The organism is Puia sp. (assembly GCF_036500295.1).
Lineage (GTDB): Bacteria > Bacteroidota > Bacteroidia > Chitinophagales > Chitinophagaceae > Puia.
Genome location: NZ_DASYCH010000112.1, coordinates 19,608 through 37,803, shown reverse-complemented (window position 1 = coordinate 37,803; position 18,196 = coordinate 19,608). Strand labels below are relative to the sequence as shown.

The window sequence follows — 18,196 nt, the reverse complement described above, 5'->3', positions numbered from 1 at the left end:
TATCGCCATCGTGGGCGGGTTTGTAGTGGCTTTCCCGTACGTTTTCTGGGAGCTTTGGCGGTTCATTAAGCCGGCACTCTCCACTAAAGAGTTGAAAAGCAGCCGCGGGGCCATTTTCTGGGTGAGCTTCTTCTTCATGCTGGGGGTGGCATTCGGCTATTTCCTGCTGGCGCCCTTCACCTTTAGCTTCCTGTTCAACTATCAGATCGGCACTTCCGGCGCGATCAAGACCATCCCCACCCTGGATGACTACGTAGAGAACCTGGTGGATATCATCCTTGGGGCCGGTATCGCCTTTCAGCTGCCCCTCGTGAGCTATGTCCTTACGACCATCGGGCTGATCACGCCGAAATTCCTGCGCACCTATCGCAAGTATGCCTATGTGGCGATCCTTTTTATAGCGGCGATCATCACGCCGTCCCCGGACTGGATGAGCCAGACGATCGTGGCATTGCCGCTTATCCTCCTGTATGAACTCAGTATCCGCGTATCTGTCCGCGTCTTCAAGCGCATGGAAGCCAAGGAGAATGAGGAATGGAGCTAAGAGGGATCATAAAGGGACCTAAAAAATCCCTTTATGAATTAGTATTAGTATGTTTCTGAAAGATCTCCGTCTTCATCTGGCAGCGTTCGATATCCTGCCGGTAATCCTTGATCTTTTCGTCGTTTTGACTGGCGAGGATGGCCTTCTCGAAATAGAAAACGGCCTGCCCGTAGCTTTTCTGCAACTCTTCGGCGAGGGCATACCGGCCGTAGACCCAGGATTTATCGATGGTGCGGATCCGCAGACACCGGTCAAGATGCTGCCTCAATTCATCGAACCGTTCCATATCCATCAGCAGCGCCGAGATATGGAAATAAGAATGGGGATATAACGGATCACATTTGATGGCGGTGAGGAAGTGATTCTCCGCCTTTGCATAGTCATCGAACTGGGTCTTGTACAGCCAGCCCATCGAGTTATGCGCCGGCGCACTGTCGGGCTCCTCATAGAGGATGCTTTCGTATTTCTTAAATGCCTCGGCGTAATTGTTGTTCTTTATGTCGGCCTCGGCTTCCAGGTACAATTCTTCGGAATTCGCGTTCATAGTGACATGCATTGTGATTACCAGCCAAGCACCCAGGCGAAGATGAGCGGGGCGACGATGGTGGCATCGCTTTCAACAATAAATTTCGGGGTATGGATATCCAGCTTTCCCCAGGTGATCTTCTCATTTGGAACGGCGCCGGAGTAGGAGCCAAAGGAGGTGGTGGAATCGGAGATCTGGCAGAAATAGGTCCAGAACGGAACGTCATGCCATTCCAGGTCCTGATACATCATCGGCACAACGCAGATCGGGAAATCACCGGCGATGCCGCCACCGATCTGGAAGAAGCCAACGCCTTTGCCGCCGCTGTTCTCCCGGTACCATCCTGCTAACCAGGCCATATACTCGATACCGTTTTTGACCGTGCTTGCCTTTAGCTCGTTCTTTATGACATAACTCGCAAAAATGTTACCTGTCGTGCTGTCTTCCCAACCCGGAACGACGATGGGGATGTTCTTTTTTGCCGCGGCAACGATCCAGCTGTTCTTTGGATCGATCTCATAGTATTGCTCCAGGTCGCCGCTGAGAACGACCTTGTAGAGAAACTCGTGGGGAAAATACCGTTCGCCCTTTGCTTCCGCGTCTTTCCACACCTTTACGAGGTGCTTTTGCAGCCGGCGGAAGGCTTCTTCTTCGGGGATACAGGTATCGGTGACGCGGTTGTAGTGCTTCTCCAGCAGATCCCATTCATCCTGGGGGGTAAGGTCCCGGTAGTTGGGCACTCGTTTGTAGTGACTGTGGGCCACAAGATTCATGACATCTTCTTCCAGGTTGGCGCCGGTACAGCTGATGATCGCAATCTTATCCTGGCGGATCATTTCGGCCAGGGAGATGCCTAATTCGGCTGTGCTCATCGCACCGGCGAGCGTGACCATCATCCTGCCACCTTCAAGCAAATGAGTTTCATACCCTTTGGCGGCGTCTACCAATGCGGCGGCGTTGAAGTGCCTGTAGTGATGCTCAATGAATTGCGAGATAGGACCTTTATTCATGATAAATTCGTTTGAAAATGGTTCATATTTGAGCCGCGAAAATAGACATTTTCCTGCAAAAGCAGGATGCAAACAAAGAAGCCGCCCGTATGGGCGGCTTCTTGCCAACTAAAAACTAACCTCGAAAAATTTATAGTGACCGATCCTTTTTTTCTTTCTTGTATTCGTTCCAGAATTCCGTGCCCTGTGATTTCAAAACAATCTTTTTATCGCTGTTCTCGAGAGTTACATAGTAGCTTGTCTGATCGTCGGACACGATCTCGAAAAGATCGGAGATCCAGTAGCCGTCATACGCCTTCTTCAGCGAAGAGAGCAGGTTGATCGGCAGCTGATCAGAAGTGATATTCCTTACCACGGCCTGAAGGTCACCGTTATTATTGTAGTAGGCAAAAAGAACCTGCCCGTGGAGGGAGAAGGTAGCCTTCGTGTAGCTGTCCCTTTGCTCCCAGATGATATTGCTTGCGCCGGTGAAATCTTTTTTGAAGGATTTTACGGCTAATTGATTGACGACACCGTCGTCATTTTTCCCAGCGAAGGCGCTGACACTGACACCCATCATAAGCATGGTAGCGATGGATAAAATGAACTGTTTCATAACTGTATTTTTGTAAGTTTTTAAAAGTCTTTTCTTTTTTGTTCTATATATAAGACGCAGGTTTTTGAAGCATGTTGCAGCTGTTTAAAACTTTTTTTTCAGCACTGCGTCGTCGTTATAAAAAGAACTCCGATCTATTTGACGACGCAAAGCTATCATAGGTTACATCGGCGTGCAAGCCAATATGGACAAATGGCGACTGATGTTATCGAATGGTAAACAAACAGGTTCCACGGCAAGAACCGCTGATTTTGCATTATTGCTGAAACACGCTGTCAGCCTGTACTTGCGCCGATTTCTTAATAAAACTTTAAAATAGTCTTTGAAGGTGTTAAATTGTAAGGATGAATTATCTCGCACACGCATATCTCTCTTTCGATCTACCTGAAATAGCGGTCGGCAACCTGATCAGTGATTTTGTAAAGGGAAAACAGAAAGACAGTTATCCGCCGAAAATCCGGCAAGGCATCATGTTACACCGGGCTATCGACGGCTTTACCGACGCACATCCGGTTACCCGCAAGGCGAAATCTTATTTTAGGGAAGATTACGGATTGTATAGCGGTCCGTTGACAGACATTATATATGACCATTTTTTGGCAAACGATCCCGTTATTTTCCCACCAGGGGAAGTAGGTAGTTCGCTGAAAACTTTTGCCCGTAAAACGTATGAGCAGGTGGGCGAGTATGAGGCCCTTCTGCCCGAACGGTTTGCCCGGATGTTTCACTATATGCGGCGCGAGGACTGGCTGGCGCATTATGGTCATAAGGAGCTTATTTTTTCCAGCTTTGAGGGCCTGGCCAGAAGGGCGAAATATATGCCCGGGGCGGAGGCTGCAAAACGGCTTTTTGAGGCTCATTACGCCGATCTGGAAGCCTGTTATCTTGAATTCTTCCCGGAGCTGAAAGATTTTGCATTGCGCACGTTGGGACAGCTTCAAATGTGATAATTTTGGTCTATGAAGAAGTTTGTTCTTTTCGTGAGTATGATCCTGGGCCTGACCCTGGCAAAGGCGCAACCGCCGGCCTCCTCTTCCAACCTGGACAGTTCGCCGCTGGATATGAGCTACTATCCTGTCGATTACCCGGTTTTGAAGATACAGGACAAGGTGTCGGAACCCCCTGTAGCCCGGGTTGTCTATAGCCGGCCGCAGAAACGGGGAAGAAAGTTGTTTGGCGACCTGATCGGTTACGGGCAGGTGTGGCGGCTTGGCGCCAATGAGGCGACGGAGATCGAGTTTTTCAGGGATGTAAAAATCGACAACAAAGTGATCAAAAAGGGGCGGTACACGCTGTACGCGCTTGTGAATTTAGACACGTGGGTGCTGATCCTGAATAAAGAGACGGACACCTGGGGTGCTTTCCGGTATGATTCTTCCAAAGATGTTCTACGAACAACCGTCCCGGTAGAAAAACGGCCTGATGTTGCGGAAGCCTTTTCCATGGCCTTTCAAAAAGCAGGAAAGGGCGCCGAATTGATCATCAGCTGGGACGACGTTCTCGTAAAGCTTCCAATAAACTGGTAGATATTTATGTGCGGTATTGCAGGCATTCTTTCAGCCGATGCGGCAAAGGTCACTCCACAACGGCTGAAGAATATGTCGGCCGCTATCGCGCATCGCGGCCCGGATGGCGAAGGCTGCTGGACGAGTCCCGGCGGTCTGGCGGGCCTGGCCCATCGCCGGCTGTCGATCATCGATCTGAGTGCTGCCGGCGCCCAGCCGATGCACTATCTCGAACGCTATACGATCATCCACAACGGCGAGATCTACAACTACCTCGAATTGCGTCGCCTGCTGCAATCAAGGGGTTATTCTTTTTCCTCCCGCACCGATACCGAGGTCATTGTCGCGGCCTTCGATCATTTTGGGGAGGACTGTCTCCGGCAATTCGACGGGATGTTTGCCTTTGCCATTTGGGATGAACGCCTGCAACGGTTGTTTATCGCCCGGGACCGCTTTGGCGAGAAGCCGCTTTTCTTTTATCAGGATGAGCAGGAATTCCTCTTTGCCAGCGAGATCAAGGCCCTCTGGGCCGCCGGGATAAAAAAGGAGAACAATCCCCGGATGATCTTCAATTTTCTGACGATCGGGTACACCCAAAATCCAGGCAATGGCGCGGAGACCTTTTTTCAGAATATCTCGCGGCTGCCGGCCCGCTCCTTTCTCGTCTACCATCCGGCTTCCGGGAGTCTCGAGATCTCCGCCTACTGGGATATCGAGGTGGGACAAACTCAATCCATAAAGGAAGAGGCGGCCATCGAGCGGTTTAGCCAGCTGTTCCATGAATCCGTTTATCGGCGGCTTCGCAGCGATGTCCGGATAGGTACGAGTCTAAGCGGGGGCCTGGACAGTTCCGCGGTTGTCGCCAGTGTTCTCCAACAACCCGACCGCCCTGCCGACCTGTCCACTTTCTCGGCGCTGTTCCCGGGCTTTGAAAAGGATGAGTCAGGATTTATTCAGCTGCTTACCCAACGGCTCTCCCTGACCAATTATTCGTCGACCCCCTCGGCGACCGATCTGATCCGGGATTTCGAGCGGCTTGTCTATCACCAGGAGGAGCCCTTTCTTTCTTCCAGCATCTATGCCCAGTTCAACGTATACGGCCTGGCGGCCCGGCATTCCGTAAAAGTCCTGTTGGATGGACAGGGCGCCGATGAGGTGCTGGCTGGATATCACAAATACTATAGCTGGTACTGGCAGGAATTGTACCGCAGCGATAAAAAGGCCTTTGCCTTCGAACTGGAGGCGGCACGGGAGTCGGGAGTCAGCGACCGATGGTCATGGAAGAACCGCCTGGCGGCCCATTTGCCGGTATATGCCGGCATTTTCCTCAAGAAGAAGCGGTCGGCACAGCAGCGACGGAGCAGCGATCTCTCACGGGATTTTATCCAGGAGTACGGCGTGTCGTATTATGATATCCCGCATATTGATAAGCTTAGCGGCATCCTTTACTACAACACGTTTATGAACGGCATGGAAGAACTTCTGAGATACGCCGATCGCAATTCCATGGCCCATGGGATTGAAATAAGGCTTCCCTTTCTCGATCATAGCCTGGTTGAATTCGTTTTCTCACTTCCTTCTCATTTTAAGATCCGGGAGGGTTGGACAAAGTGGCTGTTGCGTCAAAGCATGGAGGGACTTCTTCCAGATGAGATCGTATACCGGCGGGATAAGACCGGATTTGAGCCGCCTCAGCGCGTCTGGATGCAGGATGCCACCTTACAGGAGTATATTCATGAGGCGAGACGAAGCCTGGTAAAGAAGGGTATCCTGGTTCCCGGCGTACTGCAAAAAAAAATTCAGCCGCAGGAGGCCCACGCGGCTGAAAACCATGACTGGCGATATCTGGTTACTGCGGCTTGTATTGATGCATAGAGGCGCCGTTGATCAACTGGCCTTCTTATATTTTTCCACTACCTGCATAATCCCATCGACATTGGATTTTACGGTGATCCAATTCTCGGCATCTTCGAGTTTGACGTAATATTCGACGGAGGCCTCGGTGGTCACTTCGGTGACGCCAAACACCTTTTTGTCCGCATATTTCTTCTGGAGGCGGCAAAGGATGTTCACGGGCAGGTTCTTCTCTGAGTAATAGCGCAGGGAGCTTACGAAATTGCCTTCCTTATCATACTCAACTTTTGTAAGGATATCTCCTTGTTTGAAGTTGACCATGTACCGGTCTTCCGTCTCCGCCCATTTTACCTGCTGAGCATCGGGGAAAGTCCTGTTGAAGGCCTGTAATAATTTATCGCTGATGGTTCCATCCGGGGCTGCAAAGGCTCCCATGGAAAGCGTAAGGAGACAGCAAGCGATGAGTAAACTTTTCGGGGAGAAACGGCGTGTCATGGTGTTTTATTTTTAATGATTTTTAAAAAACGATTTCATTTCGATAGAGTAAAGCTAGCGGGTAATAGAAGTCAAGTCAAGCAATTCTACACTTCCGGCGAGCCCTCTGCAGAGTGGCTAACGGTGGGTTATGAACGGGTTTGACCAAAGGGTGTAAAAGCTCTTTTTAAACCGGCGAAACGATGCTCGAAGCCGCAATAGTCATGTTGCTCGGAGGGGGTTAAGCTTTTGTTAAACTGGATGAGTCGTTTTCGATTCGTATCTTTAGTGAATGAAACTCTCTACCAAACTTATACATGCAGGCGTAGAACCCGATCCTTCGACGGGCGCCATCATGACTCCCATTTATCAGACCTCGACTTATGTACAAAGCGCTCCGGGTGTTCATAAAGGCTATGAGTACGCCCGTTCGCAAAACCCTACCCGCGCGGCGCTGGAGTCGGCTATTGCCCAGATAGAAAATGGCCGGCACGGGCTCTGTTTCAGCAGCGGCGTAGCGGCTACCGATGCGGTCCTCCGGTTGCTTGTGCCCGGTGACGAGGTCATCGCGGCGAATGATATGTATGGGGGGACTTACCGGCTGTTTACGAAGATCTTTGAGAAGACCGGTATCCGGTTTCATTTTGTCAATATGCAGGATGCGAATGCCATTCGCCCGCACATCAACGCCAATACCCGGCTTCTTTGGGTGGAGACTCCGACCAATCCGCTGATGAATATCATGGATATTGCGGCGTTGGGGGCCATTGCCAGGGAAAAGGGGATCCTGCTTTGTGTTGACAATACGTTCGCCTCGCCCTATCTGCAGAATCCGCTCGATCTGGGCGCCGATATCGCTCTGCACAGCGCAACCAAATACCTGGGCGGCCATAGCGATGTGATCCATGGCTGTCTGGCAATGAACAGCGACGAGCTGCGGGAAAAATTGTTCTTCATTCAGAAGAGTTGCGGCGCGGTACCGGGGCCGCAGGATTGCTTCCTTGTGTTGCGGGGGCTAAAGACCTTACATGTCCGCATGGACCGGCATTGTTCCAACGGTGAGGCCATTGCGCATTGGCTGAGGGCCCATCCCAAAGTGGGAAAGGTTTACTGGTGCGGGTTTGAGGATCATCCCGGCTATGCCATCGCCAAAAAGCAAATGCGGGGTTTTGGCGGGATGATGAGCTTTACGCTGAAGGACGATAGTCTTGAGGCCGCCAGAAAGGTATTGTCCTCGACCCGGCTGCTCGCGCTTGCCGAGAGTCTTGGCGGGGTGGAGTCGTTGATCAACCATCCGGCCAGCATGACCCATGCATCCATTCCACGGGACGAACGGTTAAAAAACGGGTTGAGCGATTCATTGATCCGGCTGAGTATCGGGATCGAAGATGTTGATGATCTTAAAGCGGATCTGCGTGAAGCCATCGGTTGATCTGCGGACTTTCCTGGACAAGAAGGTTGCCGAGTACAACCGGCCTTCCTTTGTTCCGGGCGATCCGATCAGCGTTCCACACCAATATACTCTGCAACAGGATATCGAGATAGCCGGTTTTTTTGTGGCGATCTTTTCCTGGGGGAATCGCACGACGATCATCCGTAAGTCGGAGGAGCTGATGCAGCTGATGGACCGGGCGCCTTATCAATTTATCCTGCATCATACGGATAACGATCTGAAGAAGCTTCTTGGATTCAGGCATCGGACCTTTAATGCAACCGATCTGCTGTACTTTATTGCCTTCTTCCGCCATCATTACAGTCATTATGATTCGCTTGAAGATGCGTTTTTGCGGCCCTGGGAGGAGCGGGGGCCGGCGGCGGAGGGCTGGCAGGCAGAGCGGGCGCTATCGGCATTTTACCATTACTTTTTTTCTTTAGACGAGACTCCACCCCGCACACGCAAGCATATCGCCTCGCCGGAGAAGAACTCGAGTTGCAAACGGATCAACATGTTTCTGCGATGGATGGTCCGGCGCGATTCCAACGGCGTCGATTTTGGTCTCTGGCGGCGGATCGGCCCGGAAAAGCTTATCTGTCCGCTGGACCTGCATGTTTCCCGGGTTGCCAAACGCTTCGAGTTGCTGACCCGGGTGCCCACGGACTGGCTTGCGGCCCTGGAGCTCACGGAGCGACTGCTGGCTTTTGATCCCGCGGATCCGGTGAAATATGATTTTGCCCTTTTTGGATTGGGTGTAATGGAGAAATTCTGATGTTTATGGAAGCCAACGCCCTGATACAGGATCTCAACAAAAGCTATGAGCTGGGGCTTCGGGATGTCCCGACCCTCGCGGAGCTGGAGACGCTGCTGGCAGAAAGAGTCAACGGGATGATCCGGCAGGATTTCGGGGCGCTGGTGCAGCTGCTGTACCGGATCGATGTAAACGAAGCGCGGCTGCGAGGATTATTACAGGAGAATGCGGGGGAGGATGCCGCCCTGGTCATTGCAAGGCTGATCCTGGAAAGGCAGTGGCAGAAGATTGAAACACGCCGGCGATACCGGCAGGACCCGAACGGCGAGGGTAACCGCCAGGACCCTGGCGGTGGCGAAGAAAGATGGTGATCAATACATCAGTTCCTTTACTTTCTCTTTATCTTCTTTTTCCTTTTTAAGATCGAACATGGTGCCGAAGACCCGGTCCCAGATGGTGCTGCTCACGCCAAAGCCTTTGTGCTCGTCCTTGTAGTGATGGAGGTGGTGATTGCGCCAGAGGGGTTTCATCCATTTAAAGGGAGGGTTCCAGGCGTGGATGGCGTAGTGCATGCTGCCATAAAGCAGATAGCCAAGTATAAAGCCCGGGAAGAACATGAAGACATGGGTTCCTATAACCAGCCACATCAGGAAGAAAAGGGTGGAGGAAATGATCAGGCTTGGGACGGGGGGCATAAACAGCCGTTCTTTATCGCGGGGATAGTGATGGTGATTGCCGTGCAGGGTATAGACAAACTTCTGGGCACGCTCGCTTTCGGCGATGGCGTGAAAGGCATACCGGTGCATGAGGTATTCGAAGAAGGTCCAGAAGAAGATCCCGCCAAGGAAGACAAGAGCGATGCGAACGAGGGGATAACCCAGATCGGCCCCTGCATGATAGAGGAAATAGCTGATTACAGGCAGATACATCCCCCAAATGACGAGGGGGTGTGTTTTCGTCAGCATTTCCAAATACTGGTTCTTAAATAACTGTGCCTGTCCTTTATTATTGATCTTTTCGAATTTCATGGTTTCCGCTACTAGGGTACAAAAATACGAAAAGCATGGAGATCGGGCGCAACTTTCCGGGGCCGGGAGAGCTCATACCGGTAAAGGATCTCCCCTACCTCTTTGAAGAAGGGGTACCCGATTTCTTCGTAGTCATATTTATCGTCATTCAGCACTCCGTCGCTATTGGTATAGATCGTTCCGGCCAGCATGAATTCCACTTTGTGCTCAAAATCGACTATATAAGCGATATCGGTCAGGAAGCCATAGGACCAGCCGGGTTTGTTAAATATGCGGATATAGGGAGGGATGGGGCGGTGACCGGCCTTAAACCAGAAGAATTTGGTGTAGCTGTCGAAATATTCGGCTGTGTCATACCGGGGGTGTTCCGACTCTTTTGGCAATTCACACATATGCCGGTATAGAAAGCGGTAGTCGTCGGGGCTGAGATGAAAGCGGCGGACGGGCGGGACCGAGCCGGGGAAGAGTACCGATTGCAGGATCTGCCGGGCATCTGCTAAGGGGAAATTATTATGCCGGGTAAAGTCCATCGGGGCATGGATCAGGGAGTCATGGCGGTCGTAATAGGCGTTGCCATAAAAGTAAGGGTGGCTGAAGTCGAACTCGAAGTGGCTGGTGGCCGGCTCCTGCCGATAAAGCGTCCGGCCGTCGCGGACGAACCGGATAGGGTTGGTATGGCGATTTTCCTCCTCGCTCATGGGAACGAAGCGGCGGGTAATGCGAATATCCGGGTAGCCGAGCTCCCCGAGCCGGCGGTTGATATATTCCTGACCCAGGAATTCATACAGCCGGTTGTAGGCATCGTTGTCGCTGACCAGGAAGATCTTTCGGATATACTGGGCCACGGAAGGCAGGCCGTCTGCCGAACTGGTATCAGTATGCGCAGGGGTCTGGCCGCTGTAGGCGCTGTCCGTCAGCATCGGCGTTTCCTTATCGATCCCATAGCTGCGCAAGCTGTCCAGTTTCTCGAGGGCGAGAAACGCCAGGGGCATCTTTACCGTGGAAGCGGGGTTGAAATAGTCATTTGCATCCAGTCGGTAGTAGAAATTTTTAAAATGAGGCCGGTTGTTTTTGTCCCGGTCGATCCGGGTATAGATCAGCTGATAATGGAAGGAGTCGGGTTTGTCGAGTACCCGGAGCAGGGCAGGCGAGGCCTGCTCGCGCAGGAGGCGGACCAGGAAGTTGTCCGACCGTGGCTGGGCGGATACGCTGAAGCCTGTTACGAGAAGCAGGCAATAAAGGACAAACCGTAGCATAGGGTGCAAAATAATCATTTATCTTGCGACTATGAAGCTTACAACCTATCTGAAGGGCGAACATGAGCAGCTGGGCGTCCTTGTTAACGGCCTCCTTTATGACATCGAACGTATCCATCCCGATATCCCCAATACGATGAATATGTTCCTGAATTATTGGGATGAGCTGTATCCGATCGCGCAGGCGGGTGTTGAGGCGATCGAGGAGGGCAGGCAGGGTTGGTCCAGGGCCCTGCCCATCGAAGAGGCGACGCTACTGGCCCCTTTGCCGCTTCCGGGGTCCTGCCGGGATGGCTATGCCTTCCGTCAGCATGTGGCTGCAGCCAGGCGCAACCGCAAGGTTCCCATGCTCCCCGAATTCGATCAGTATCCCGTCTTTTATTTTACCAACCATCATAGCATCATGGGTCCCGGTGAGGTCCGTTGTATGCCCGATCATTTTGAAAAGCTGGACTTCGAGTTGGAAGTGGCGATCGTCGTCTCCCGGTTTGGCCGGAATATCCCGGCGGCGGAAGCCGATGACTATATTGCCGGGCTGATGATCATGAATGATCTCAGCGCCCGGACCCTGCAGCTGGAAGAGATGCTGCTGAACCTCGGACCTGCCAAGGGTAAGGACTTTGCAACGGCAACCGGTCCCTGGTTGGTGACCCTTGATGAATTGCAGGAATTCGAAACGGCATGTAAGGAAGGTCATACGGGTAAGAGCTGGAATCTGCGGATGCAATGCCGGGTCAACGGAGTGCAGGTGAGTGACGGCAACCTGGCCGATATGGACTGGACCTTTGCCGAGTTGATCGAGCGGGCTTCGTATGGAGCCGATCTTTATCCCGGGGATGTGATCGGCAGCGGCACGGTAGGAACCGGCTGTTTCCTGGAGCTCAACGGAACGGGCAAGGGGAATGATCCGAACTATTCCGAGCAGTGGCTGCAGGAAGGCGATGTCGTGGAGCTGGAAGTGGACGGGTTGGGTGTCCTCGCCAATACGATCATCCGCGAAGACAGCGACCACTCGCTTCTTGCGATCAAAAAACGGGGATCATGATCGTCGATCTGGATACCCTGAGTGCGATGGACCGGCAACATTTTTTGCAGACTTCCGTCGCTCCGCGGCCGATCTGTTTTGCGAGCACCATCGATTCGGCGGGCCGGGTCAATCTCAGTCCTTTTAGTTTTTTCAATCTCTTCTCGACCAATCCACCCATCCTTATTTTTTCTCCCTGCCGCCGGGTACGCGACAATACGACAAAACACACCTGGCATAACGTGCTCGAGATACCGGAGGTCGTTATCAATATCGTCGATCTTGCGATGGTCCATCAGGCGAGTCTTTCGAGCTGCGATTTTCCGAAGGAAGTCAACGAGTTTGTCAAGGCCGGTTTTACCGAGGAACCGGCTACCCTGGTGCGGCCGCCGATGGTGAAGGAAAGCAAGGTCAAGATCGAGTGCCGGGTGCTGGAGACAAAAGTTTTAGGCGACGGCGCCGGGGCGGGCAATCTGGTCTTTTGTGAGGCGTTGCGGATGCATATCGACGAGGCTATTCTCGACGACGACAAGAAACATATCGATCAACGCCGGCTGCACCTGGTGGCGCGGCTGGGCGGGGATTGGTATTGCCGGATCGGGGAGGAGAATCTTTTTGTCGTGGAGAAACCGAATACCCGGCTGGGCATCGGGATGGACGCCCTCCCCGCCCCCATCCGTAACAGCAAGATCCTCAGCGGTAACCACCTGGGGCAACTGGCCAATGTCCACGAGCTGCCCGGAGTGGACCCGGCATATGACGACGACCGGCTGAAGAAGATCTTCCAATATTATGCGGTTAGTCCGGACGAGATGGAGAAAGAGCTGCATGCCTATGCGGCCTCGCTGCTGGATGCCGGGAAGGTAAAAGAGGCCTGGCAGGTCTTGCTGGCGCTCGCCTAGATTGGCGCCTACGGCGACCGCGAAAACAAGCCTTCGGCGCCAATCAGCTAATTTCGGGGAATGACCCTGGTCATTCCGGCCCGCTTGGCGCCTCACGGCGAATGAATTATCTTCGCGGGACTTTTTACGTATGAACACAGGAAATTTATCGGAACAGGAGTTGATCCGCAGGGACAAACTGGTGGAACTGACCTCGTTGGGTATCGATGCCTATCCGGCAGCACTCTACCCGGTTAACACGACCGCAGCAACTATCAGGGAGAATTATAAGGACGGCGTCAACAACGCCGATTTCGTTGACACCTGCATCGCCGGCCGGCTGATGAGCCGTCGCGACATGGGCAAGGCTTCTTTTGCCTCGCTGCAGGACAGCACCGGAAAGCTCCAGATCTATATCAAGCGGGATGAGATCTGTCCCGGCGAAGACAAGACCCTTTATGATAAGGTCTGGAAGCATTTGCTTGACCTGGGAGACATCGTCGGGGTGAGAGGCAATGTCTTTACTACGAAGACGGGCGAGATCTCCATCCATGCAAAGGAGTTTACCGTACTGACGAAGTCGCTGAAGCCGCTGCCGGTCGTCCGGGAAAAGGAAGGCGAGACCTTCGACGCGGTGACCGACCCGGAGTTCCGCTATCGTCAGCGTTATGCCGACCTGATCGTGAACCCGCAGGTGAAGGAAGTTTTTGTCCGGCGGACAAAGATGATCAATGCGATTCGCGCCTTTTTGAACGAGCGCGGCGCCCTTGAGGTGGATACGCCCGTGTTGCAAAGCATTCCCGGCGGTGCGGCGGCAAGGCCGTTCATCACCCATCATAACGCGCTGGATGTGCCGTTCTACCTGCGGATTGCCAATGAGCTCTATCTCAAACGGCTTATCGTCGGGGGATTCGACTGGGTTTATGAATTCAGCCGCAACTTCCGCAACGAAGGGATGGATCGGACGCATAACCCCGAGTTTACTGTACTGGAGTTCTATGTCGCCTATAAGGATTATCTGTGGATGATGGAGACGACCGAGCAACTGCTCGAGCGGGCCGCGCTCGCCACCAACGGCAGCACCACCGTGGAGGCAGACGGAAAGACAATCGACTTCAAGGCGCCCTACCGGCGGATCTCCATGTATGACGCAATAAAGGAATACACGGGCATCGACATCAGCGGAATGGACGAAGCGGCCTTGCGGGAGGTGTGTCAGCGGCTGCAAATCCATGTAGACGCAAGCATGGGGAAGGGGAAGCTGATCGACGAGCTGTTCAGCTCCAAATGCGAAGAGCATTTTATCCAGCCGACGTTTATCATCGACTATCCCGTCGAAATGAGCCCGCTCACCAAGAAACATCGCAGCAAGCCCGGTCTCGTCGAGAGATTTGAGCTAATTGTCAACGGGAAGGAAATTGCCAACGCGTACAGTGAGCTGAATGATCCGATCGACCAGCGCGAACGATTCGAGGCGCAGCTTCAGTTGATGGCGCGGGGTGATGACGAAGCGATGTTCATTGATCATGATTTTCTGCGTTCGCTCGAATATGGCATGCCGCCAACCGCAGGCATCGGATTTGGTATCGACCGGATCGTTATGCTCATGACCGGCCAGCCCAGCATCCAGGATGTGTTGTTCTTCCCGCAAATGCGCCCCGAGAAGATCGGGGACCCGGCGGAAGCACCCGGAGAAAACGCCTGAACAGACGCTGGAAGAGCCCAAAGCAGCTATTTACTATACTAAAGCCGCAATTTCGAACCTATAAGCGGCCAAACTATCGGCAACGGTCATCCCTGTGCATAAGTTATCCATTGCTACATGGCAATTTTTTGTTATATTAGAAGTAGCTAAAACGATTGTCATATGGATAATGCAACCCTCTCCAAGATCGGGACGATTTTCTATGCCCTCGTTATTGGTTTTTTTGGTATCAACCACTTCGTGTATGGTACCGGCATGCAAAGAATGGTTCCCTCTTTCCTCCCCGGCGGTGTCTTCTGGGTCTATGCGACCGGGACCTGTCTGTTACTGGCAGCGATAGCCTTTCTTATCGACAAACAGGTACGGTTGGCCGCGTTGCTACTGACCCTTTTCCTGCTGCTGATCGTATTGACGGTGCATCTTCCGGCGGTGCTGAATGCGCCGGACAACAATGCGAGGCGGTTTCCGCTGACGAACCTGATCAAGGACACGGGTCTTGCTGCCGCGGCCCTGTTGTTGGCGGCGCGCCGGTCCTAGGCAGACAGGGGTCCCCATAAAAAAGCTCCTCCCGTGCTAGGCGGGAGGACGGTTGCTTTTTTTACCCAAGGATTAAAATGAAAAAGAATTGAGTCTTCTATGCGTTAGAGGAACAGGTCGTTCATGAGTTTTTGATCGGGATTGATGGCGTATTTGCCAAAATCGGTTATCCCTTCCTGATGAAGAACGTCTTCATCTATAAAAAAATTGCCTGTCGTTTCAAAAGAAGGTTTCTGCAAGATATAGAAGGCCGCGTCTGCGACGATCTCCGGGGTCCGGCTGCGCTGGATCAGGAAGTCGCCTCCGAGCAGGTTTTTGACGGCTGCGGTGGCTATCGTGGTCTTTGGCCAGAGCGCGTTTGCGGCTATCCGGTATTGTCGCAGTTCTTCGGCGAGGCCGAGGATGATCATACTCATCCCGTATTTGCTCATCGTATAGGCGAGATGGGGTGCAAACCAGCGGCTATCCAGGTTAAGGGGTGGGGAAAGATTGAGAATATGCGGGTTGTGGGCCTGTTTAAGGTGAGGGATGCAGGCCTGGCTCATCAAAAATGTGCCTCTGACATTTATAGCGTGCATCAGGTCGAAGCGCTTGGACTCCGTCTGTTCGGTGGCGGAAAGATTGATGGCGCTGGCGTTGTTGACGAGGATATCGATCCCGCCAAAGGTTGCTACCGTCTGGTCGACAATTGCGTGGATCTGGTCTTCAAAGCGAATATCGCCCTGGATGGGCAGGACGCGGCCACCCCCGGCGGCGGCTATCTCCTCTGCAGCCGTATAGATGGTTCCGTCGAGCTTGGGATTGGGTTCGGCCGTTTTGCTCGCTATGACGATATTGGCGCCTTCCCGGGCCAGGCGCAGGGCGATGGCCTTTCCTATTCCGCGGGTGCCTCCGGTGATCAGGGCGGTTTTATTCTCGAAAATCTTCATGGAATATTTGATCTAAGTCAAGTAACTAACTACAAAATAGGCTAATTTATGATGTATCCCAAAAAATCACGGGTCAATACCATATCCCTACACGTAATTCTACGAATTGGACAGTAAATTCAACAACAACGAAATCTAGCACTTCTTCTCTTGCGCCCATACCCACTCTGTAGTATGTTTGTCTTGTTAAGTATGATCGATAAGCGATTCCAATCCAATGTCCGAAGAGAAGCCAACAGAATGAATGAATGAAAAAATCCAAAGAAAAACCAAAATCCAATTTCCGAGAAAAAACCAAGATCCAAGATCCTTAACAAAAACCGACAACGAATCCAAATCCAAGGAAAAGCCCTTGAATCCTTAATCGATCAGAACTTATTCTTAAATCCAAAATCCACGTTGATCCAAATCCTAAGAACAAGCCGAATTAAAATTTGTACCTATTGATGGCCGAGAACTGTTGGTTAAGTATCGTACAAAAAATTGAAAAGTCCTGAAGAGATTCAGGACTTTTCTTTTGCATGGACTTGTTGGTTTGAGCTGTCGATCCGGTTGCCTTTCTGTTGGTTCTTTTTCCTATCTAAAAGATGTTAGTGCGCGTCGACGGGCATTGCCACGGGTTTTTTACTGAACGGCTGCAGGAAGATCAGCGGGACGCAGAAAAGCGTGAATACCCCGATCATCAGGTAGATCCCGTCGTAGGTCGTCAGCATAGTCTGTCTTGTCACGATGCCCTCCATGGCCTGGTGCGCCATCTGTTGTGCCTCTTTGAGGGGGAACCCTTTCCCGACAAAATTCTGGATCATCTGGTTGTTCCGGAGGTTGTAGGCGCCGTTGTAACTGTTGATATTTTCCAGCAGGATGTTCCGGTTCTTTCCCATGCGTACATGGATGATCGTGGTCATGATGGCGATCCCGAAAGACCCTCCCAACTGGCGCATCATATTATTCAAACCGGTGCCCTGGCCGATCTCGGGCCCCCGCAAATCGGCGATAGCCAGCGTTGTCAGGGGTACGAACAGGATCGCCATTCCGATCCCGCGGACGATCAGCGGCCAGAAGAAATTGTTGGTGCCCGACTCCAGTGTCGCACTGGAGAGCATCCAGCAAAAGATGAAGAAGAGGATGAATCCGCCCGCAGAAAGGATCTGCGCCGGGAAGCCCTTCTTTAGCATATTCCCTACAAACGGCATCATACAGATGGTCGCCAGGCCGCCCGGGAAGAGGATCAGACCCGTCTGTTCGGCGGTGAAACCCAGGAGGTTCTGACAAAACACCGGGAAGATAAAGGTGCTTCCATACAAGGCCACGCCCAGTACGAAGGAGGTAAAGATGCCGATAAAGAAACTTCGGTGCCGGAGGATCTTGAAATTGACGACGGGGTAGTCGATGCTCACCTCCCGCCAGACAAAACAGATGGCGGAAATGATCGTCGCCCAGATGAGCGCGGTGATCCACCAGGTTTGTGTCCAGTCTTTGTCCTCGCCTTTTTCCAGTACGACCTGCAGTGCGCCTACGCCGATCGCGAGGAAAAGGATCCCCCACCAGTCGACGCGTTTTCCCTGCCCATATTTTGGGGATTCCCGGACAAAGGTGGACACGCAGAAGGCGGCGATCGCGCCTACGGGGATATTGACATAGAAGATCCACTGCCAGGAGAGGTTATCGGTGATAAAGCCACCGATGGTCGGGCCGACGGTCGGGCCGACTACGGCGCCGAGGCCGAAAAGGGCTGTCGCCATACCCACTTCAGTGGGCGGCCAGGTCTCCAGCAGGATCGCCTGACCGGTAGAGATAAGCCCACCTCCGGCAAGCCCCTGGAGGAGCCGGAAGGCGATGAGTTCTGTCAGGCTGTTCGCATTACCGCAAAGGAAGGACGCGACCGTAAAAACCAGGATCGAGGCAAGGAAGTAGTTCTTGCGGCCAAACCGGTCGCCCAGCCAGCCGGACATCGGCAGGATGATCACGTTCGCCACCGCATATCCCGTCACGATCCAGTTGGCATCTTCCAGGGTGGCGCCCAGGTTACCCATGATATTCGGCAGTGCTACGTTTACGATGGTCGTATCGATCAGCTCGAGCAGTGCGGCCGTGATGACGGTAAACGTGATGATCCACCTTCTAAAGCCATATTCTGCCATA

At 52.6% G+C, this 18,196-nt stretch carries 19 protein-coding genes; 11 read left to right on the top strand and 8 right to left on the bottom strand.

Going from position 1 to position 18,196, the window contains the following annotated elements; translation table 11 throughout:
* On the top strand, positions 1-544 hold a 544-nt coding region (tatC, locus tag VGM48_RS21045), incomplete at its 5' end, for a twin-arginine translocase subunit TatC (RefSeq protein ID WP_331582407.1).
* Positions 545-575: 31 nt separating this feature from the next.
* On the opposite strand, the gene VGM48_RS21040 is transcribed toward tatC, so the two are convergent.
* The 3 genes from VGM48_RS21040 to VGM48_RS21030 all read right to left on the bottom strand — a co-directional run bounded on the left by VGM48_RS21040 (position 576) and on the right by VGM48_RS21030 (position 2,675).
* Positions 576-1,088 carry a hypothetical protein gene (locus tag VGM48_RS21040; RefSeq protein ID WP_331582406.1) on the bottom strand — a complete coding sequence of 171 codons (513 nt, stop codon included), beginning with the start codon at positions 1,086-1,088 and terminating at the stop codon, positions 576-578.
* Between the two features lie 17 nt (positions 1,089-1,105).
* Positions 1,106-2,080 (bottom strand): deoxyhypusine synthase family protein, encoded by a 975-nt coding sequence (locus VGM48_RS21035; RefSeq protein WP_331582405.1) that lies wholly within the window; start codon positions 2,078-2,080, stop codon positions 1,106-1,108.
* A gap of 130 nt (positions 2,081-2,210) precedes the next feature.
* On the bottom strand, positions 2,211-2,675 hold the full coding sequence (locus VGM48_RS21030; protein WP_331582404.1) for a hypothetical protein: 465 nt from the start codon (positions 2,673-2,675) through the stop codon (positions 2,211-2,213).
* 344 nt (positions 2,676-3,019) lie between these two features.
* Here VGM48_RS21030 and VGM48_RS21025 point away from each other — a divergent pair, with 344 nt between their 5' ends.
* The 3 genes from VGM48_RS21025 to asnB are packed head-to-tail and all read left to right on the top strand — an operon-like array spanning position 3,020 to position 6,055.
* On the top strand, positions 3,020-3,622 hold the full coding sequence (locus VGM48_RS21025; protein WP_331582403.1) for an ACP phosphodiesterase: 603 nt from the start codon (positions 3,020-3,022) through the stop codon (positions 3,620-3,622).
* Between the two features lie 12 nt (positions 3,623-3,634).
* On the top strand, positions 3,635-4,201 hold the full coding sequence (locus tag VGM48_RS21020) for a DUF2911 domain-containing protein (RefSeq protein WP_331582402.1): 567 nt from the start codon (positions 3,635-3,637) through the stop codon (positions 4,199-4,201).
* A gap of 6 nt (positions 4,202-4,207) precedes the next feature.
* Positions 4,208-6,055 carry an asparagine synthase (glutamine-hydrolyzing) gene (gene asnB, locus VGM48_RS21015; protein ID WP_331582401.1) on the top strand — a complete coding sequence of 616 codons (1,848 nt, stop codon included), beginning with the start codon at positions 4,208-4,210 and terminating at the stop codon, positions 6,053-6,055.
* A 12-nt stretch (positions 6,056-6,067) separates the two neighbouring features.
* Here asnB and VGM48_RS21010 read toward each other — a convergent pair whose 3' ends face one another.
* Entirely contained in the window at positions 6,068-6,529 is a 462-nt protein-coding gene (locus VGM48_RS21010; protein ID WP_331582400.1) for a hypothetical protein, read from the bottom strand.
* Between the two features lie 271 nt (positions 6,530-6,800).
* Here VGM48_RS21010 and VGM48_RS21005 point away from each other — a divergent pair, with 271 nt between their 5' ends.
* The 3 genes from VGM48_RS21005 to VGM48_RS20995 are packed head-to-tail and all read left to right on the top strand — an operon-like array spanning position 6,801 to position 9,065.
* The gene (locus VGM48_RS21005) at positions 6,801-7,940 is read left to right on the top strand and encodes a cystathionine gamma-synthase (protein ID WP_331582399.1); all 1,140 of its coding nucleotides are present in this window, start codon (positions 6,801-6,803) and stop codon (positions 7,938-7,940) included.
* On the top strand, positions 7,924-8,715 hold the full coding sequence (locus VGM48_RS21000; RefSeq protein WP_331582398.1) for a TIGR02757 family protein: 792 nt from the start codon (positions 7,924-7,926) through the stop codon (positions 8,713-8,715). Before VGM48_RS21005 ends, VGM48_RS21000 begins: the two co-directional genes overlap by 17 nt.
* A 5-nt stretch (positions 8,716-8,720) precedes the next feature.
* Positions 8,721-9,065 carry a hypothetical protein gene (locus tag VGM48_RS20995; RefSeq protein ID WP_331582397.1) on the top strand — a complete coding sequence of 115 codons (345 nt, stop codon included), beginning with the start codon at positions 8,721-8,723 and terminating at the stop codon, positions 9,063-9,065.
* Here VGM48_RS20995 and VGM48_RS20990 read toward each other — a convergent pair whose 3' ends face one another.
* Complete coding sequence (locus VGM48_RS20990; RefSeq protein WP_331582396.1) at positions 9,066-9,722, bottom strand: sterol desaturase family protein; 657 nt, start codon at positions 9,720-9,722, stop codon at positions 9,066-9,068.
* Positions 9,723-9,733: 11 nt separating this feature from the next.
* Positions 9,734-10,978: a serine hydrolase gene (locus tag VGM48_RS20985; RefSeq protein WP_331582395.1), complete on the bottom strand. Its 1,245-nt coding sequence runs from the start codon at positions 10,976-10,978 to the stop codon at positions 9,734-9,736.
* Positions 10,979-11,009: 31 nt separating this feature from the next.
* Here VGM48_RS20985 and VGM48_RS20980 point away from each other — a divergent pair, with 31 nt between their 5' ends.
* The 4 genes from VGM48_RS20980 (at position 11,010) to VGM48_RS20965 (ending at position 15,125) form a co-directional block, all read left to right on the top strand.
* Positions 11,010-12,023, top strand: a complete 1,014-nt coding sequence (locus tag VGM48_RS20980; protein ID WP_331582394.1) for a fumarylacetoacetate hydrolase family protein — start codon at positions 11,010-11,012, stop codon at positions 12,021-12,023.
* Positions 12,020-12,904, top strand: coding sequence for a flavin reductase family protein (locus VGM48_RS20975; protein ID WP_331582393.1), 885 nt, complete (start codon positions 12,020-12,022; stop codon positions 12,902-12,904). The genes VGM48_RS20980 and VGM48_RS20975 overlap by 4 nt, the downstream gene beginning before the upstream one ends.
* A 130-nt stretch (positions 12,905-13,034) precedes the next feature.
* Positions 13,035-14,588: a lysine--tRNA ligase gene (gene lysS / locus VGM48_RS20970; RefSeq protein WP_331582392.1), complete on the top strand. Its 1,554-nt coding sequence runs from the start codon at positions 13,035-13,037 to the stop codon at positions 14,586-14,588.
* 162 nt (positions 14,589-14,750) lie between these two features.
* The gene (locus tag VGM48_RS20965; protein ID WP_331582391.1) at positions 14,751-15,125 is read left to right on the top strand and encodes a DoxX family membrane protein; all 375 of its coding nucleotides are present in this window, start codon (positions 14,751-14,753) and stop codon (positions 15,123-15,125) included.
* Between the two features lie 104 nt (positions 15,126-15,229).
* Here VGM48_RS20965 and VGM48_RS20960 read toward each other — a convergent pair whose 3' ends face one another.
* A complete protein-coding gene (locus tag VGM48_RS20960) occupies positions 15,230-16,054 on the bottom strand; it encodes an NAD(P)-dependent oxidoreductase (protein ID WP_331582390.1) in 825 nt (274 codons plus the stop codon).
* A gap of 590 nt (positions 16,055-16,644) precedes the next feature.
* On the bottom strand, positions 16,645-18,195 hold the full coding sequence (locus VGM48_RS20955) for an MDR family MFS transporter (protein WP_331582389.1): 1,551 nt from the start codon (positions 18,193-18,195) through the stop codon (positions 16,645-16,647).
* Position 18,196: the final 1 nt, after the last annotated feature.

Coding starts and splice junctions, on each gene's coding strand:
- VGM48_RS20985 (WP_331582395.1), bottom strand. CDS start 10,978: ATGCTACGGTTTGTCCTTTATTGCCTGCTTCTCGTAACAGGCTTCAGC.
- VGM48_RS21020 (WP_331582402.1), top strand. CDS start 3,635: ATGAAGAAGTTTGTTCTTTTCGTGAGTATGATCCTGGGCCTGACCCTG.
- VGM48_RS21005 (WP_331582399.1), top strand. CDS start 6,801: ATGAAACTCTCTACCAAACTTATACATGCAGGCGTAGAACCCGATCCT.
- VGM48_RS21030 (WP_331582404.1), bottom strand. CDS start 2,675: ATGAAACAGTTCATTTTATCCATCGCTACCATGCTTATGATGGGTGTC.
- VGM48_RS20955 (WP_331582389.1), bottom strand. CDS start 18,195: ATGGCAGAATATGGCTTTAGAAGGTGGATCATCACGTTTACCGTCATC.
- VGM48_RS20960 (WP_331582390.1), bottom strand. CDS start 16,054: ATGAAGATTTTCGAGAATAAAACCGCCCTGATCACCGGAGGCACCCGC.
- VGM48_RS21035 (WP_331582405.1), bottom strand. CDS start 2,080: ATGAATAAAGGTCCTATCTCGCAATTCATTGAGCATCACTACAGGCAC.
- lysS (WP_331582392.1), top strand. CDS start 13,035: ATGAACACAGGAAATTTATCGGAACAGGAGTTGATCCGCAGGGACAAA.
- VGM48_RS21010 (WP_331582400.1), bottom strand. CDS start 6,529: ATGACACGCCGTTTCTCCCCGAAAAGTTTACTCATCGCTTGCTGTCTC.
- VGM48_RS20990 (WP_331582396.1), bottom strand. CDS start 9,722: ATGAAATTCGAAAAGATCAATAATAAAGGACAGGCACAGTTATTTAAG.
- VGM48_RS20965 (WP_331582391.1), top strand. CDS start 14,751: ATGGATAATGCAACCCTCTCCAAGATCGGGACGATTTTCTATGCCCTC.
- VGM48_RS20995 (WP_331582397.1), top strand. CDS start 8,721: ATGGAAGCCAACGCCCTGATACAGGATCTCAACAAAAGCTATGAGCTG.
- VGM48_RS21025 (WP_331582403.1), top strand. CDS start 3,020: ATGAATTATCTCGCACACGCATATCTCTCTTTCGATCTACCTGAAATA.
- VGM48_RS20975 (WP_331582393.1), top strand. CDS start 12,020: ATGATCGTCGATCTGGATACCCTGAGTGCGATGGACCGGCAACATTTT.
- VGM48_RS20980 (WP_331582394.1), top strand. CDS start 11,010: ATGAAGCTTACAACCTATCTGAAGGGCGAACATGAGCAGCTGGGCGTC.
- asnB (WP_331582401.1), top strand. CDS start 4,208: ATGTGCGGTATTGCAGGCATTCTTTCAGCCGATGCGGCAAAGGTCACT.
- VGM48_RS21040 (WP_331582406.1), bottom strand. CDS start 1,088: ATGAACGCGAATTCCGAAGAATTGTACCTGGAAGCCGAGGCCGACATA.